This window comes from Rhodopirellula sp. UH5 (assembly GCF_056839225.1).
The window spans coordinates 6,310,121-6,325,975 of the sequence record NZ_CM166390.1 but is presented as its reverse complement, the minus strand read 5'-3'; the positions used below and the strand labels follow the sequence as shown (position 1 = coordinate 6,325,975).

The 15,855-nt window shown below is 58.6% G+C and carries 6 protein-coding genes; 2 read left to right on the top strand and 4 right to left on the bottom strand.

The window, feature by feature from the left end; all coding sequences use genetic code 11:
• Positions 1-1,085 precede the first annotated feature (1,085 nt).
• Entirely contained in the window at positions 1,086-1,415 is a 330-nt protein-coding gene (locus UH5x_RS22545) for a hypothetical protein (RefSeq protein WP_482633749.1), read from the top strand.
• A gap of 171 nt (positions 1,416-1,586) precedes the next feature.
• On the opposite strand, the gene UH5x_RS22540 is transcribed toward UH5x_RS22545, so the two are convergent.
• Together UH5x_RS22540 and UH5x_RS22535 are read right to left on the bottom strand one after the other, a co-directional pair.
• Positions 1,587-2,702 carry an EAL domain-containing protein gene (locus UH5x_RS22540; protein ID WP_047815982.1) on the bottom strand — a complete coding sequence of 372 codons (1,116 nt, stop codon included), beginning with the start codon at positions 2,700-2,702 and terminating at the stop codon, positions 1,587-1,589.
• Between the two features lie 632 nt (positions 2,703-3,334).
• Positions 3,335-6,445, bottom strand: coding sequence for a vitamin B12-dependent ribonucleotide reductase (locus tag UH5x_RS22535; RefSeq protein ID WP_482633748.1), 3,111 nt, complete (start codon positions 6,443-6,445; stop codon positions 3,335-3,337).
• Positions 6,446-7,757: 1,312 nt separating this feature from the next.
• Here UH5x_RS22535 and UH5x_RS22530 point away from each other — a divergent pair.
• On the top strand, positions 7,758-9,383 hold the full coding sequence (locus UH5x_RS22530; RefSeq protein WP_102017633.1) for a 2-isopropylmalate synthase: 1,626 nt from the start codon (positions 7,758-7,760) through the stop codon (positions 9,381-9,383).
• Between the two features lie 1,526 nt (positions 9,384-10,909).
• Here the strand turns inward: UH5x_RS22530 and UH5x_RS22525 are convergent.
• Together UH5x_RS22525 and purM are read right to left on the bottom strand one after the other, a co-directional pair.
• Complete coding sequence (locus tag UH5x_RS22525) at positions 10,910-12,412, bottom strand: S1C family serine protease (protein ID WP_482633747.1); 1,503 nt, start codon at positions 12,410-12,412, stop codon at positions 10,910-10,912.
• Between the two features lie 2,316 nt (positions 12,413-14,728).
• Positions 14,729-15,808, bottom strand: coding sequence for a phosphoribosylformylglycinamidine cyclo-ligase (gene purM, locus UH5x_RS22520; protein ID WP_047815986.1), 1,080 nt, complete (start codon positions 15,806-15,808; stop codon positions 14,729-14,731).
• Between the last annotated feature and the right edge of the window lie 47 nt (positions 15,809-15,855).

The following is a 15,855-nucleotide window of genomic DNA, read 5'->3' as shown; positions in this document are numbered from 1 at the left end:
GGTGAATTCCTTCGTCGACAGAAAAGCTTTGGCAGCCGAGTGCTCGCAAAAAGGACGCCCGGCGACGTGATCTTAGGATATCACGAGGATCCGGGGCAGGTTGCGTAATTCTGAGCCCGACGAGCAAAACAGGGGCTCAGGGGGTTGCGAACTCACTGCCAACTGTCGTCGCTCTGCGACTCACACGTGTGCTGGGCACGCGTGAACCTTGGGTTGAAACCCCAAGGCTGCTCGGATGCCGTCGCGCCGCGACTGTGGCCACGAACGGGCTCGCCCCACCCAACCGCGGAGCGGTGACAGCTGCCAGCCTCGGGTTTCCAACCCGAGGTCTCGGACCGTTCCCCACGCCCGGGAAGCCGCGGAGCGGCGGCAGGGGGTGACGAACTCGTTGACAACTGTCGTCGCTCCGCGACTCGCCGGTGTGCTTGGCTTTCGTGGACCTTGGGTTGAAACCCAAGGCTGCTCGGATGCCGTCGCGCCGCGACTGTGGCCACGAACGGGCTCGTCCCACCCAACCGCGGAGCGGTGGCAGGTGCCAGCCTCGGGTTTCAACCCGAGGTCTCGGACGGTTCCCCACGCCCGGGAAGCCGCGGAGCGGCGGCAGGGGGTGACGAACTCGTTGACAACTGTCGTCGCTCCGCGACTCGCCGGTGTGCTTGGCTTTCGTGGACCTTGGGTTGAAACCCAAGGCTGCTCGGATGCCGTCGCGCCGCGACTGTGGCCACGAACGGGCTCGTCCCACCCAACCGCGGAGCAGTGGCAGGTGCCAGCCTCGGGTTTCAACCCGAGGTCTCGGACGGTGGCGAGATGGTGGCTGGCACTATCCGAGAGCACTCGGAACAGCGACAGGTGCACGCACAACTGTCGTCGCTCTGCGACTCGCCGACGCGTGGCAATTCTCCCAACCTTGGGTTGAAACCCAAGGCTTTCTCATGCCGTCGCTCCGCGACTGTTGCCGCAATCGCAGCCGGCACACTTAACCGCGGAGCGGTGACATCCGACAGCCTCGGGTTTCAACCCGAGGTCTCAGACGCAACCCACACACCCCAAAAGCCGCGGAGCGGCGACAGGTGCCGAGAGACGAAATGGCTGCGGATAACACCGGCGAGTCCGAGTCCGAGTCCGAGTCCGAGTCCGAGTCCGAGTCCGAGTCCGAGTCCGAGTCCGAGTCCGAGTCCGAGTCCGAGTCCGAGTCCGAGTCCGAGTCCGAGTCCGAGTCCGAGTCCGAGTCCGAGTCCGAGTCCGAGTCCGAGTCCGAGTCCGAGTCCGAGCTAGAGCTAGAGCTAGAGCTAGAGCTAGAGCTAGAGCTAGAGCTAGAGCTAGAGCTAGAGCTAGAGCTAGAGCTAGAGCTAGAGCTAGAGCTAGAGCTAGAGCTAGAAGCTAGAGCTAGAGCTAGAGCTAGAGCTAGAAGCTAGAAGCTAGAAGCTAGAAGCTAGAAGCTAGTGGTCTGTCAAAGCTAATAGTTAGGGTTGTTCGTAGTGGACGAGGCCACGAGTCCTTGGATTTGACGCCAGTTCAGGACTCGTGGCCTCGTCCACTACCCTAAAAACAAGTCCTGACAGACCACTAGAAGCTAGAAGCTGGCCTCACGCCGGAGCGGGGCGGCCGTAATAGAAACCTTGGGCCAGGTCGAAGCCGACTTCTTGGCAGGCTTCGACTTCCTCGATCGTTTCAATTCCCTCGGCCAGAGCGGAGATGTCCAGGTCTTGCACCATGTTGACCAGCGACCGCAGCATTCGCATGCGATTGCTGTCGACGACGCTCAGTCCACGAATCAGGCCGATGTCGAACTTGACGTAATCGGGTCGGGCTTCGACCAATTCCGCCAACCGGGCTTGGCCGGCACCGAAATCGTCGTAGGCCAATTGGATGTCCAATTCTTTCAACGTCGAATGCAGACGCCGCATTTGTTCGGGGTTGGTCACGGCGGATTCGTGAATTTCCAACACGATCTTGGTGTTCGATGCCATCGTCCGGACCTTGGACAAGGAATCGATCAACGACTGGCCGTCTTCCATTTCTTTGGGGTGAGTGTTGACGAACAAGGTCGGTGAATCTGGAAGTTCGCGGCCCACCCGAAGTCCTTCCCAACGCAGCAGTCGACTGAGTTCGACTTCCAGGTTGAGTTGCTCAGCGGCTTGGAACATGGCGCCGACGGATTCCAGCCCGAACACGCTGCCTCGACCAAGAATCTCAAACCCGATCATGCGAGCACCAATCACGGTGACGATCGGTTGAAAGTGCGGACGGACCAGCCGTTGGCTCATCAATCGGTCGAACTGAACCAGCGCCAAAGCTTGGTCGCAGACGTTTTCGGAAATGGTCCCCGCGGTGACTCCGGTCGGGGATTGTCGCCGCACTCGGAAGGGAGCTTCAGCGAAGTGAATCAGATCTTCATCCCCCACCACGACCGGTTCGGTGACGCGTTTTCCATTGAGGTACGTGCCGTTGGTGCTCTCGAGATCGCGAACGATCAGTTTGCCATCGACGAGCTTGAGCTCGGCGTGGTTCCCGCTGACCGTGCGAAACTGCAGCTTCATGGCAACGCCGGATTTCCGGCCCACGATGAACGGTTCTTGATCAATCGGCGTGTGTTGCAGAGTGTCACCGGGACTCGTCGGACCAGACAGAAACCACACGTCTTCATAGACGGCGGTGCTGCGACGAAGTCGGTCGATTGGAAGGCTATCAACGGAAGCCATAACAACAATTTCACGGAGGAGCGTGCTGGGAAACGAGCGGTCTCCGAGAGGGTGGATCCTCGCTCTGCTGCAAAGCTAGGTCACGAGCCGTGAACAAACGCTTTGTGAGCAAGAAATTTCCGCAATTCCCCCAAGCTGTACTCAGGAAGACAACAGATAAGAACGAAGAGACCGCCCCCCGAATCGATTGTGCGGAAGATCAGAGTTGAACCGGCCAGCTCCAGGAAGGACCAGCCGGATGCTTGGGAAATATCCCGGAGTGGCATCCTCTCTTAGCGGAGCGGCGCAAGCCCAATGCCATCTACTTTGTAGCGGAACGGCGCGAGCCGTCCGGTGACGCGCCGGAAAACACCGACGATTTACCGGACGGCTTGCGCCGTTCCGCTAATAAAATCCCCTCGATTGGTTCTAAAGTAGATGGCATTGGGCGCAAGCCGTCCGGTGCCGCAACAACGGAGGGCTCGCGACCTTCCACGACGAAAGAAACCACGACGTTTCTTCGCAACAGTTCCCTGGGCCGGCCTTCGTTGCGTCCCGACCTCTGAGACATGGATCCACGAAAAAAGGCCGGCCTCTTTCGGTGGAAAGAAGCCGGCCTGCGAATGTCATTCAGCGTTCAAGGACGAACGGACTCAGCTGCAACCCATCGAGTTGCCACAGTTGTGGCACAGGTAGCAGTTGCCGTTGCGGACCGTGATGCTGCCACAGTTGTCACAACTGGGAGCGTCGGTTTGGAATCGCGAGAACTGGTCGGATTGCCCGCCCAATCCATCGGTCGACTTTTCTGCCACCGCACCGGCGGCGGAATCGCCGTTGGAGTGCCCGTTGGTTGCACCACCGTTGCTAGAACCATTTTGCAAACTGGCCAACAACGTGGCTCGTTCGACCAACGCGACCGCAGCCCCCGCGTCGGCTCGCAGTTCCGCCATCACGGGACTGTTGTTGTTCGCCGTTGCTCCGGCAGGAGCGTTGGTCAGGTCGGGACCGTTGCCACCTGTTTTGGCCGCACCTTCTGCACTGGGGGAATAATCGTTGCCGGACATGAACGTGATGCCCAACCAACGAGCGATGTAATCCACGACGCTCTTGGCGATGCGGATGTCCTTGTTGGACGTGTGCCCCATGGGCTCGAAACGGGTGTGACTGAACTTGTTGACAATCACTTCCAGTGGCACGCCGTACTGCATCGCGATGGAGAGCGCGGTGCCGAAGCTGTCCATGATGCCGCCGATCGTCGACCCTTCTTTGGCCATCGTGATGAACATTTCACCCGGACGTCCATCGGGATACAAACCGACGCACAAGTAACCTTCATGTCCAGCGATGCTGAACTTGTGAGTCAAACTTTGACGGGTGTCAGGCAAACGTTCGCGACGCGGTTTGTAAACGATCTTCTCGACCGTTTCGACTCGAGCGGCCTCCGCTGCGTCGGTGGCTTTCTGCTCGTCCGACTTGGTGTTCAGAGGTTGCGACTGCTTGCTGCCGTCACGATAAATCGCGATGGCCTTCAGTCCCAATTCCCAACCCCAGAAGTAAGCGTCAGCGATGTCTTGCGGCGTCACATCGGTGGGCATGTTGACGGTTTTGCTGATCGCTCCGGACAGGAACGGTTGAGCAGCGGCCATCATGGTGATGTGAGCACGCCAGCCGATGCTGCGAACACCGTTGGCTGGTTTGAAAGCACAATCGAACACGGCCAAGTGCTCGTCCTGCAAACCGGGGGCACCCTCGATCGTGTCGTTGGCATCCACGTACTTCAGGATCTCTTCGATCGTGTCAGCGTCGTAGCCCAGTTTCTTCAAACCCAGCTTCACGGTTTGGTTGACGATCTTCAACATCCCGCCGCCAGCGAGTTGCTTGTACTTCACCAACGCGATGTCCGGCTCGATGCCCGTCGTGTCGCAGTCCATCATGAAGCTGATCGTGCCGGTGGGTGCCAGCACGGTCGCTTGAGCGTTGCGGAAGCCGTACTTCTCGCCAATTTCCAGCACGCCATCCCACAATTCGCGAGCGGCTTCTTTCAGTTCCGCGGGGCCATCGTCATTGATTTGATCGCAGGCGTCGCGGTGCATTTGCATCACGCGGAGCATCGGGGCTTCGTTTTCGGCGTACCCGTCGAACGTTCCGACGACGCTGGCAAGCTCCGCACTGGTGCGGTTGGCTTCGCCGTGCAACAGAGAGGTCAAGGAACCGCACATGCCACGAGCAGCGTCGCTGTCGTAAGGCAAACCAGCCGTCATGACAACGCTGCCGAGGTTCGAGTACCCCAGTCCCAAAGGACGGAACTTGTGGCTGTTGCGAGCAATTGGCTCGGTCGGGTAGCTGGCGTGATCGACCAAGATTTCTTGAGCGATGAAGAACGTGCGGCAAGCGGCACGGAAACGCTTGTGATCAAACACCCCGTCCGACTGGACGAACTTCATCAAGTTGATGCTGGCCAGGTTGCAAGCCGTGTCATCCAGGAACATGTATTCCGAGCAAGGGTTGGATGCGTTGATCGCTCCGCTGTTCGGGCACGTGTGCCATTTGTTGATCGTCGTGTCGTATTGCACGCCGGGGTCGCCACAATGCCAGGCGCACTCGGCCATTTTGTTGAGCAACTCTTTGGCGACGTAACTGGGTGGATCGGTGGTGGGTTTGTCGGTGATCCAGCGAGTTTGGAAGGTTCCGTTCTTGCGAACCGCTTCCATGTAGTCGTCGGTCAAACGAACCGACAGGTTCGCATTTTGGAAACAAACGCTGGCGTAAGCTTCGCCGTTGAAGTTCGAATCGTAACCTTCCCGAATCAACGCGTGAGCCTTCTTTTCTTCCGCCCATTTGCACTCGATGAACTCGAGAATATCGGGGTGCCAGACCTTCAGCGATTGCATCTTGGCCGCACGCCGAGTCTTGCCGCCCGACTTCACGACGCCAGCGATCGAGTCATAGACTCGCATGAACGACAACGGGCCGGAGGGCGTTCCACCGCCGGAGAGTTTTTCGCGTTGGCTGCGGATGGTCGAAAGGTCGGTTCCCGTGCCGCTGCCGAATTTGAACAACATCGCCTCGCTGCACGCCAGACGCATGATGTCTTCCATGTTGTCATCCACGGACTGGATGAAACACGCCGAACCTTGAGGGTATTCGTAGGGGTTGTTGGGCTGGGCGGTGGTGTTCTTGGTGCGGTCCCAGTGCCAGTTGCACATGTCGCCTTCGACACCGTACTGGGTGTGCAGACCAACGTTGAACCACACGGGACTGTTGAAGGCACCGTGCTGGTGCAAGCACAACCAGGTCAGATCGCGGTAAAAACGCTCGCCGTCTTCAGGCGAGTCAAAGTAACCGTCGGCCAAACCCCAATCGCTGATCGTGCGGGTGACACGGTGGATCAGTTGACGAACACTGCGTTCGCGCTCTTCCGTGTTCTTCGGGTCGCCATAGAAGTACTTCGAAACGACCACGTTGGTCGCCAATTGACTCCAGGACGCTGGCACTTCGCAGTCGGTTTGCTCGAACAGGGCATGGCCGGATTCGTCTTTGATCGACGCCGAGCGCAAATCCCAAGCGGTGGTTGCGAACGGGGTCCGCCCATCATCAGGGCAGAAAGTGGTTTTGATCTTCAAACCGGCACGATCGCCTCGCAGGGCGGTGCCAAACTTCTCGCGTGCGTACTCGACGCCATGCTCGGAATCGACCTTTTCCAAGGCGGGGTCATTGGCGGGAAGGCGGGAAGTGGCGTTCGACTCGGGCAGAACAGTGGACATAGCGCGTCACAAACTCCTTAAAGAGATCGTCCGTGGACGGTGCACCGGAAGTTGCCATTCGCGGTCCTCGCGAAACAACCGATTCCGTCAAATTTGAAATGAGAGCTGGCTGTCGCCACTGAGTGCCACTTCCGTGGGCGAAACGACCTGCCGGGTGATCCAAGGGTCGATTTCGGATCTTTGATCGTCAAAATCGATGCAAAATGATTTGCTATCACTACCGGTAGTGGTTTACATGCCTTCGAGGCACTACATGTGGGCGACGGCGGGAATATTAGAGGTTCCCAGGATTGTGTCAATCTCGAATTTCAAACTGCCGTAAACAACGATCAGCAATCGGTTTGCGCACTGCTCCGAAATTGCACCCCAGGCATCTTCGGCCTCCTACCCGTCGACGTAAAGCTCGCTGTGGTGAAGAGTTAGTGAATCTCCCGTGAACACCGTTTGGCCTCGTGGAAAACTTGTCGGGAATCAATTTTTTCTTCTCATCACCTACCAACTACCCGGTCACTTGGGGAGATCGTGAGAGGTGGGTAAGAAGTAGTGGAAAGGGGATCAGGGGCTGCAGGGAATCAGGGAACAAGAGTCAGGTGGATCGATTGAAAAAGTGAAATTGACAATTTGAAATTGTAAAATCGGAGGCGTGGGCTCTGACTTGCTCGGTGGGCTGCCTGGCGGGTGGATACCTTGCTTGTGTCCAACGTCTCGGCCATGTGTTGGGGCAGGATCTGGCCTGCCACAGACGCTCGCTGAGCAGATCACAAGTCAATTTGCCATTTGCAATTGTCCATTTCACTTTCTCAATGCTCGCCCGCACCTCATCCCCAAACTTCGTTTCGGGAGAGGGGCGACAGGTGGAAAAACGCCAACCAGCCATATCAAAAACGGCACGACCTCGGAGGCTGAAGGGGCTGCACGAGCACGAGCACGAGCACGAGCACGAGCACGAGCACGAGCACGAGCACGAGCTAGAAGCTAGAAGCTAGAAGCTAGAAAAAACCCACTGTGGCCCTGAGCTTCGGAGGCCCTTTCCCACTTCACGCCTTGACCGGTGTGGCGGGATCCGATTATCGTCAGACGCATGAGCGGACAACTTTGCCTCCTACTGAATCTCGACCTCAGCCTTCTAGCGAACGGCCTGAGCGGATTCGTGGTGGACGCCTGACGGCGGTTGTCTTAATTTTCCATCGAATGAATTTGCCCGGGCCGCACTTGCCGCGACTCGGGTTTTTTTGTGCCCGAATCCCTGTGTGGCGGGTGCGATTCGGGGGCTCCGAAGTTTATCTTCTCCCCTTTCCGAGATTGCAGTCCCATGTCTGACCAACCGACACCTGATGCCATGACCCAGTCCGCCGAATCCCAGTCTGCCGATTCCCCAGCCACCGAGAACTTGGCCACTCGCCAAATTCGAATCTTTGACACCACGCTGCGTGATGGCGAGCAATCGCCCGGTGCCAGCATGAACTTGGCGGAGAAGCTCGAGGTTGCGTCGGCGCTGGTTGATTTGGGGGTCGACATCATCGAAGCCGGTTTCCCAATCGCTTCCCCAGGGGATTTCGAATCGGTCCGGCAAATCGCCACCACGATTCGCGGGGCCACCATCTGCGGGTTGGCTCGTTGTGCAGAGAAGGACATCGACCGGGCGTGGGAAGCGCTGAAGACGGCTCCTCAGGCTCGCATCCACGTGTTCTTGGCCACCAGCGCGATTCACCGCGAATTCAAACTGCGGATGACACCGGACGAGATCGTCGAACGAGCCGTGGCTGGGGTTCGCCGCGCCGCTTCGCATTGCGACGACGTGGAGTTCTCGCCCGAGGACGCCTGCCGGACCGAGCACGATTTCCTGTGCCGCGTCGTCGAAGCCGCAATTGACGCCGGAGCCACCACCATCAATGTGCCCGACACAGTCGGCTACACCACGCCAGGCGAAATCTTCGACCGCTTCAAAATGTTGCGGGACCGGGTGCCGAACATGGACAAAGCCGTCTTGAGCACGCACTGCCATGATGACTTGGGCATGGCGGTTGCTAACTCGCTGGCCGCCGTGGACGCCGGGGCCGGACAAATCGAATGCACGATCAACGGCATCGGAGAACGAGCCGGCAACGCGGCGCTCGAAGAATTGGTGATGGCGATGAAGACCCGCCAGGACTTCTATCACTGCCAAACCAACATCAATTCGAAACGCTTGGTCCCCGTCAGCCGCTTGGTCAGCAAAACGACGGGCATCAATGTGCAACGCAACAAAGCGATCGTCGGTCGCAACGCGTTCGCACACGAATCTGGCATTCACCAAGACGGGATGTTGAAGGAACGCACCACCTACGAAATCATGTCGCCCGAAGAAGTCGGCTTCACCAAAACCGATTTGGTCTTGGGCAAACACAGTGGACGCGCCGCACTGGCTGATCGTGCCAAGCAATTGGGCATGACGTTGACCGGGGAACAGTTGCAAGAGGTCTTCGAAGCCTTCAAAGAACTCGCCGACAAGAAAAAGGAGATCTACGACGGTGACATTGTCGCGTTGGTCCAACAGAAAATCAGCGAGACCGTCGCTCCGGAATGGACCCTGATCGATTACGAAGTCACCAGCGGCAAGAACCAAACCCCGAACGTGCGGGTCACCCTGCGACGTGACGAGCAAGACTTCACGGAACAGGTTGCTCAGGGCGACGGACCGATTGACGCCGCGTTTTGGGCGGTCGAAAAAATCACCGGCATTCAACTCGTCTGCAAAGACTTCCGGGTCCGCAGTGCCACGCTCGGTCGTGACGCGATCGGCGAAGTCAACTTGGAAGTCGAGCACGAGGGCAAGACTTATCGCGGGACTGGCGTCAGCACGGACAGCGTCGAGAGCACGATCCTGGCCATGCTGAATGCGATCAACCGCGTCGTCGCGGGAATCGCTTCCGATCCAGGCGAATTGCCTCAGCCCTGATCGCGAAGTTGATTGGACGCCGAGCTCGGTTTGGTTCTTCGGAAGTGCTCCCGAAACGCTAGTCTTTCAAACAACGGAGCCATCCGAATTATTGGCGAATCCGGCTACCAGTAGGCCGGACCGCAGCGAAGCGGAGTTCCGGCAGCGCAGAGTAGAACAGTTGTCTCAACTGTTTGCGTGAAGGGATCAACTCGTCGAGCGACATGACGCGATCGCGAGCATCGTTGGACGCAGAGGCGCGGAGACGCAGAGCACCGGACAATTCCAGTCCCCCAATCGCGAGATTCCAAGCAACTGCTTCCCGTCGTTCCTCTCACTCCACTCGAGCGATCCCATGCGTCTCTGCGCCCTGGCGTCTCTGCGTCAAGAAACATCCCACCGCTCAGCACGGCACGAAACGCAAGCCTCTCGAACAACGGAGCCATCCGAATTCTTGGCGAATCCGGCTACCAGTAGGCCGGGCCGCAGCGAAGCGGAGTTCCGGCAGCGCAGAGTAGAACAGTTGTCTCAACTGTTTGCGTGAAGGGATCAACTCGTCGAGCGACATGACGCGATCGCGAGCATGGTTCGACGCAGAGGCGGGGAGACGGGGAGACGCAGAGCACCGGACGATTCCAGTCACCCAATCGCGAGATTCAAAGCAACGGCTTCCCGTCGTTCCTCTCACTCCTCTCGAGCGATCCCATGCGCCTCTGCGCCCTGGCGTCTCTGCGTCAAGAAACATCCCACCGCTCAGCGAGGCACGAAACACAGGCCTCTCGAACAGCCGAGCCATCCGAATTCTTGGCGAATCCGGCTACCAGTAGGCCGGACCGAAGCGAAGCGGAGTTCCGGCAGCGCAGAGTAGAACCGTTGTCTCAACTGTTTGCGTGAAGGGATCAACTCGTCGAGCAGCATGACGCGATCGTGAGCATGTTGGACGCAGAGGCGGGGAGACGCAGGGGCGCAGAGTGCCGGACAATTCCAGTCCCCCAATCGCGAGATTCAACGCAACGGCTTCCCGTCGTTCCTCTCACTCCACTCGAGCGATCCCATGCGTCTCTGCGCCCTGGCGTCTCTGCGTCAAGAAACATCCCACCGCTCAGCGAGGCACGAAACGCATGCCTCTCCAACAACCGAGCCATCCGAATTCTTGGCGAATCCGGCTACCAGTAGGCCGGACCGCAGCGAAGCGGAGTTCCGGCAGCGCCAGAGTAGAACAGTTGCCTCAACTGTTTGCGTGCGAGCATCAACACCTCGCGACACTCAACCCGAATGGGAAACCATTTTTGACGCAGAGGCGGGGAGACGCAGAGTCCCGGATGATTCCAGTCACCCAATCGCGAGATTCAAAGCAACCGCTTCCCGCTGATCCTCTCACTCCTCTCGAGCGGTCCCATGCGTCTCTGCGCCCTGGCGTCTCTGCGTCAAGAACATCCCACCGCTCAGCGAGGCACGAAACACAGGCCTCTCGAACAGCCGAGCCATCCGAATTCTTGGCGAATCCGGCTACCAGCGTGGTGTTCGGGCAGGCCTACAACCTTGCTCTATCGATCCAAGTTTTCGGGTCGGCGTTTGAGCCTCACCTCGACCGTCATCGGTTCCCCGTCCCGAGTCAGTTCCACGTTGAGCAACGTTCCATGCCCCAGATTCGCGATCAGACGCATCAAGTGCCCGACATCGCTGACTCGGACACCGTCGACTTTCAGCACGATGTCGCCGACGTCCAGCCCCGCGATCGCGGCCGGTGAATCTTCGCCGGTCACCCCAGAAATCAGGGCCCCGCGAACTCGCAGGTCCTCCCCGCGATGCATCGAATCCGGGACCTCTGACAACAGAACCCCCAGCCATCCGCGTTCCACCTTGCCCGTTTCACGAATCCGATCATAGATCTGGCGAGTCACGTTGCTGGGGATCGAAAAGCTGACGCCTTGATAAGTGTCACCGACAATCGCTGTGTTGATGCCAACCAAACGCCCGCGAGCGTCGACCAACGGGCCGCCACTGTTGCCTGGATTGACGGCCACATCGCTTTGCATGAAGTCTTGGTACCGGGCGCTGGAACCGTGTTGCACACCCGCCCGAACGACCCGGTGTTTGCCGCTCAAAATCCCAAACGTGATCGTACGATCCAAACCAAAGGGACTGCCCACCGCCCAAACTGGTGACCCCACCCGCAACGCATCGCTGTCGCCCCAAGCGATCGGAATCAAACCGTCCGCATCGACTTTCAACACCGCCAAATCGGTGGGTGTGTCACTGCCCACCAACGCGGCGGGCAAACGTCGCCCATCACTGAGCGTCACACTGATCGCGACGCCATCGGCGATCACATGCCGGTTGGTCAAGATGTAGCCGCTCTCGTCGATGACCACACCGCTGCCTTGGTCGGACAAGGTGTAACTGTCTTCGCCGAGCAAACGCTGCAGGCTGCGATCTTCCTCGGAAACGGATCGTTCGACGTCGATGTGAACCACGGTGGGGCCCACCGCGGACGTGACCATCTCATACGCTCGACTGAGAGAATCCAGCGAGACGTTTCGCAAACCTTCGACGCCGGTTTCATTTTCGGCACGCATCTCGCCGCGATGCCAGGCGTATCGAATCTCTTCAACGATGTGCGGGACGCTGTACCGAGCCAGCAACAACATCAGTGCCATCGTGGCCAACAGTGTCAGGCTCTGCAAAACCGGATGCGGTTGCACCGTGACTGACGGGCCGCTCTCGGCATCCGACCGCGGTTCGTCAGCCGATGAACTGGCAACGGGTGGGCTGGCAACGGGTGGAGAAGGGCATTCCGAGTGACTGTCGTCTCGCGCGGAGGACGAATCCGCAGGGAAGTTGCCGAAACAAAATCCAGCCGCCTCCATCTCGGGATCCGACGAAGGCTCCTCCGCCTGAGAACCCTCCCACCCAGATCTCATCCCGTCTTTGGCCGCGTTCAGCATGGCTGATTCGGCATCTTGATCCGCCGAGAACACCGAAGGCACAGGGATGGGCGTGATCCCATCGAGCGACATCGGTTCGTCAGAGGGCTGGTCGTTTCGCATGGCCACAATTCCAAAAGGAAGGCGTTCCAGATCCAAAACTGAAACGAGGAAGTGCTGGTCCCCGTGGGAGAGATGCAGTCAGGGAGGGAGCCTGATTGTAGCGACCTGGCGAAGCGACTTCGTAACAATTTTGGTTCACACCGCACGGCAGAGGGGTCCACGAGCACAGAGGGGGGCCGATCGCAGCGATTTTCGCAGCTGAAACGTCTCGGATTGGGGCTGCCGCACCGCGAACCCCCTTTCGGACGTCATCGAAGCGTTTTCAAACCTAGACTTGCTGCGCGCGTTCCGTGCGCGGTCAAACAAAATCGGTTTGAAAGCTCCCAAGAATTGGATCTCCATTCGTGCATCCGTTGTGTTGATGTTTGCCGGAGCAACCCTGCTGTCCTGACCACCCAAACACCGACTTCGAACCTTTGTGAGAAGATTCCACCGCCTGGTCTTCTGGAATGTCCGATATCTAGGTGTGTCCCGGACACCGATTGCCTCCCAGCAAGGTTTGCCCAAAGCAAACAAGTGGTTCCACGGACGACCAAATTAAACCAAACCTTCCATGGAGATTCCCTATGAGCCGTTTCCTCGTTCCTGCCGTTTTGGCTTTGGCTGTTGTTGCTTGTAACGTTCAAGAAGCAAGTGCTTTCGGACACCTGAAATCGTTGTTCGGCGGATGTGACAGCGGATGTGACGTCGCTTGCGAACCAACTTGCGGTTGCGAGCCAATTTGCGAACCCGTTTGCGGTTGCGAAGTCATCGAACCTTGCTGTGCACCAAAACAAGGCTTGCTGCAGCGTTTGTTCGCTAAGAAGCATGGCTGCGACGCTTGCTGCGAACCAGTTTGTGAGCCAGTTTGCGGATGCGAATCCGTTTGCGAACCAGTTTGTGGTTGCGAAGTTGTCGATCCTTGCTGTGACAGCGCACCTTGCTGCGACCGTCCCGTCTTGGGCATGTTCAAGAAGCTGTTCAGCCGCAAGAACGCTTGCTGCGACAGCGGATGTGACATCGTTGAGCCAACTTGCGGTTGCGAATACATCGAGCCTTCCTGTGGCTTCGAAGCACCAGCTTGCGGATGCGGACACTGATCCGTCCGACGCAACACTGACTCAAATGACCCCGTTCGTGTACGAAGCCACGAACTGAGTCGCCCTTGAGATTCCGATTGCCCTCGTGTTTGAAACCTCGGTTTCGAACGCGAGGGTTTTCCTTTGCGCGCTGATCAAGTGTGGCATCGGCTGTTGATGGAGTGCGTTTCACAGATGGAGCGATCAGCCATTCGGCGATAGCCCACGGTCACCGGAGACGAACCGAACGCGATCGCCAGCATGGTTCGACGCAGAGGCGGGGAGACGCGGGGGCGCAGAGCACCGGACAATTCCAGTCACCCAATCGCGAGATTCCAAGCCACTGCTTCCCGCCGAACCTCTCACTCCTCTCGAGCGATCCCATGCGTCTCTGCGCCCTGGCGTCTCTGCGTCTCTGCGTCTCTGCGTCTCTGCGTCAAGAAACATTCCAACGCTCATTGAGGCACGAAACGCAGGCCTCTCAAGCAACCGAGCCATCCGAATTCTTGGCGAATCCGGCTACCAATGTAGGCCGGACCGCAGCGAAGCGGAGTTCCGGCAGCGCAGAGTAGAACAGTTGTCTCAACTGTTTGCGTGAAGGGGACCGACTCGTCGCGCGGCACGACGCGATCGTGAGCATGGTTCGACGCAGAGGCGGAGAGGCGCAGAGTGCCGGACAATTCCAGTCACCCAATCGCGAGATTCCAAGCAACTGCTTCCCGCTGATCCTCTTACTCCTCTCGAGCGATCCCACGCGTCTCTGCGTCTCTGCGCCCATGCGCCCATGCGTCTCTGCGTCTCTGCGTCAAGAAACATCCCACCGATCAGCACGGCACGAAACGCAGGCCTCTCAAGCAACCGAGCCATCCGAATTCTTGGCGAATCCGGCTACCAATGTAGGCCGGACCGCAGCGAAGCGGAGTTCCGGCAGCGCAGAGTAGAACAGTTGTCTCAACTGTTTGCGTGAAGGGGACCGACTCGTCGAGCGGCATGACGCGATCGTGAGCATGGTTGGACGCAGAGGCGGGGAGGCGCAGAGTGCCGGACAATTCCAGTCACCCAATCGCGAGATTCAACGCAACGGCTTCCCGCTGAGCCTCTCTCTCCTCTCGAGCAATCCCATGCGTCTCTGCGTCCTGGCGTCTCTGCGTCAAGAAACATCCCACCGCTCAGCACGGCACGACACGCAGGCCTCTCAAACAACCAAGCCATCCGAAGTCTTGGCGAATCCGGCTACCAGTAGGTTCCGGCAGCGCCCTCAGGCGTCCTTGTAAACGACCTTCGACGAACCTTCCACGATCCGGCCGATCGGTGAGCAAGTGATGCCGGCCTCGGAAAGCTGGCTGGCGACGCTGGCGGCGTAATACTCATTGACCACAACGGCCATGCCGATGCCCATGTTGAACACGCGCCGCATCTCGGACGTGGCCACGTCTCCGGTTTGTTGCAACCAGCGGAAGATGGGGTTGGGCGTCCAAGCGTTCGGATCGATCTCCGCGTTCACGCCTGGCGGCAAGATCCGGTCCAGGTTCTCTTCGATCCCACCACCGGTGATGTGAGCGATCCCGTGAAGGACTTGCTTGACGCGGTAATGAGACTGGATCGCACGAATCGCCGAGACATAAATTTTGGTCGGACGCAGGCAAACCTGAGCGAGCGTTTCAGGTGACGAGCTGTCTTCGTTCAGTTCGTCAATCACATCGCTCCATTGATGCCCATGATCAGCGATGATTTTTCGAACCAGGGAGAACCCGTTGCTGTGCAGCCCGGACGCTTGCAGTCCCAACACGACATCGCCTGGGGCGATCAGGTGCCCATCGACCAACCGCTTGCGTTCAACGACACCGACCGCAAAACCGGCCAAGTCATAATCTTCCGTGCCGTACATGTCGGGCATGATCGCGGTTTCGCCACCAAGCAGGGCGAGATCCCCATCGACGCAGCCATCGCTGATGCCTTGGACGATGCGTTCCAAGCGAGCTGGATCGTCTCGTCCCATCGCGACGTAATCGAGGAAGAACAGCGGCTCGGCGCCGGTGCAGATCAAATCGTTGACGCACATCGCGACCAGGTCGATTCCCACCGTTTCGTGCTGGTTCATCGTTTGAGCGATTTTCAGCTTGGTCCCGACCCCATCGGTGCCGCTGACCAAGACGGGTTCTTCGTAATTCCGAGCGAACAGTTTGCCGGGAAAATCCAGGCGAAACAGTCCCGCGAAACCACCGTCGCTGGGCATGACGCGAGGGCTGAACGTACGGTGCATCAGCCGAGGCAAGCGGCTCATCGATTCAGCGTAGACATCCAGATCGACGCCGGCGTCTTTGTAGGTCGAAGCCATGAACGAGAAATTTGACGGGGAGAACGGGCTAGGAAACGCCCAATCAT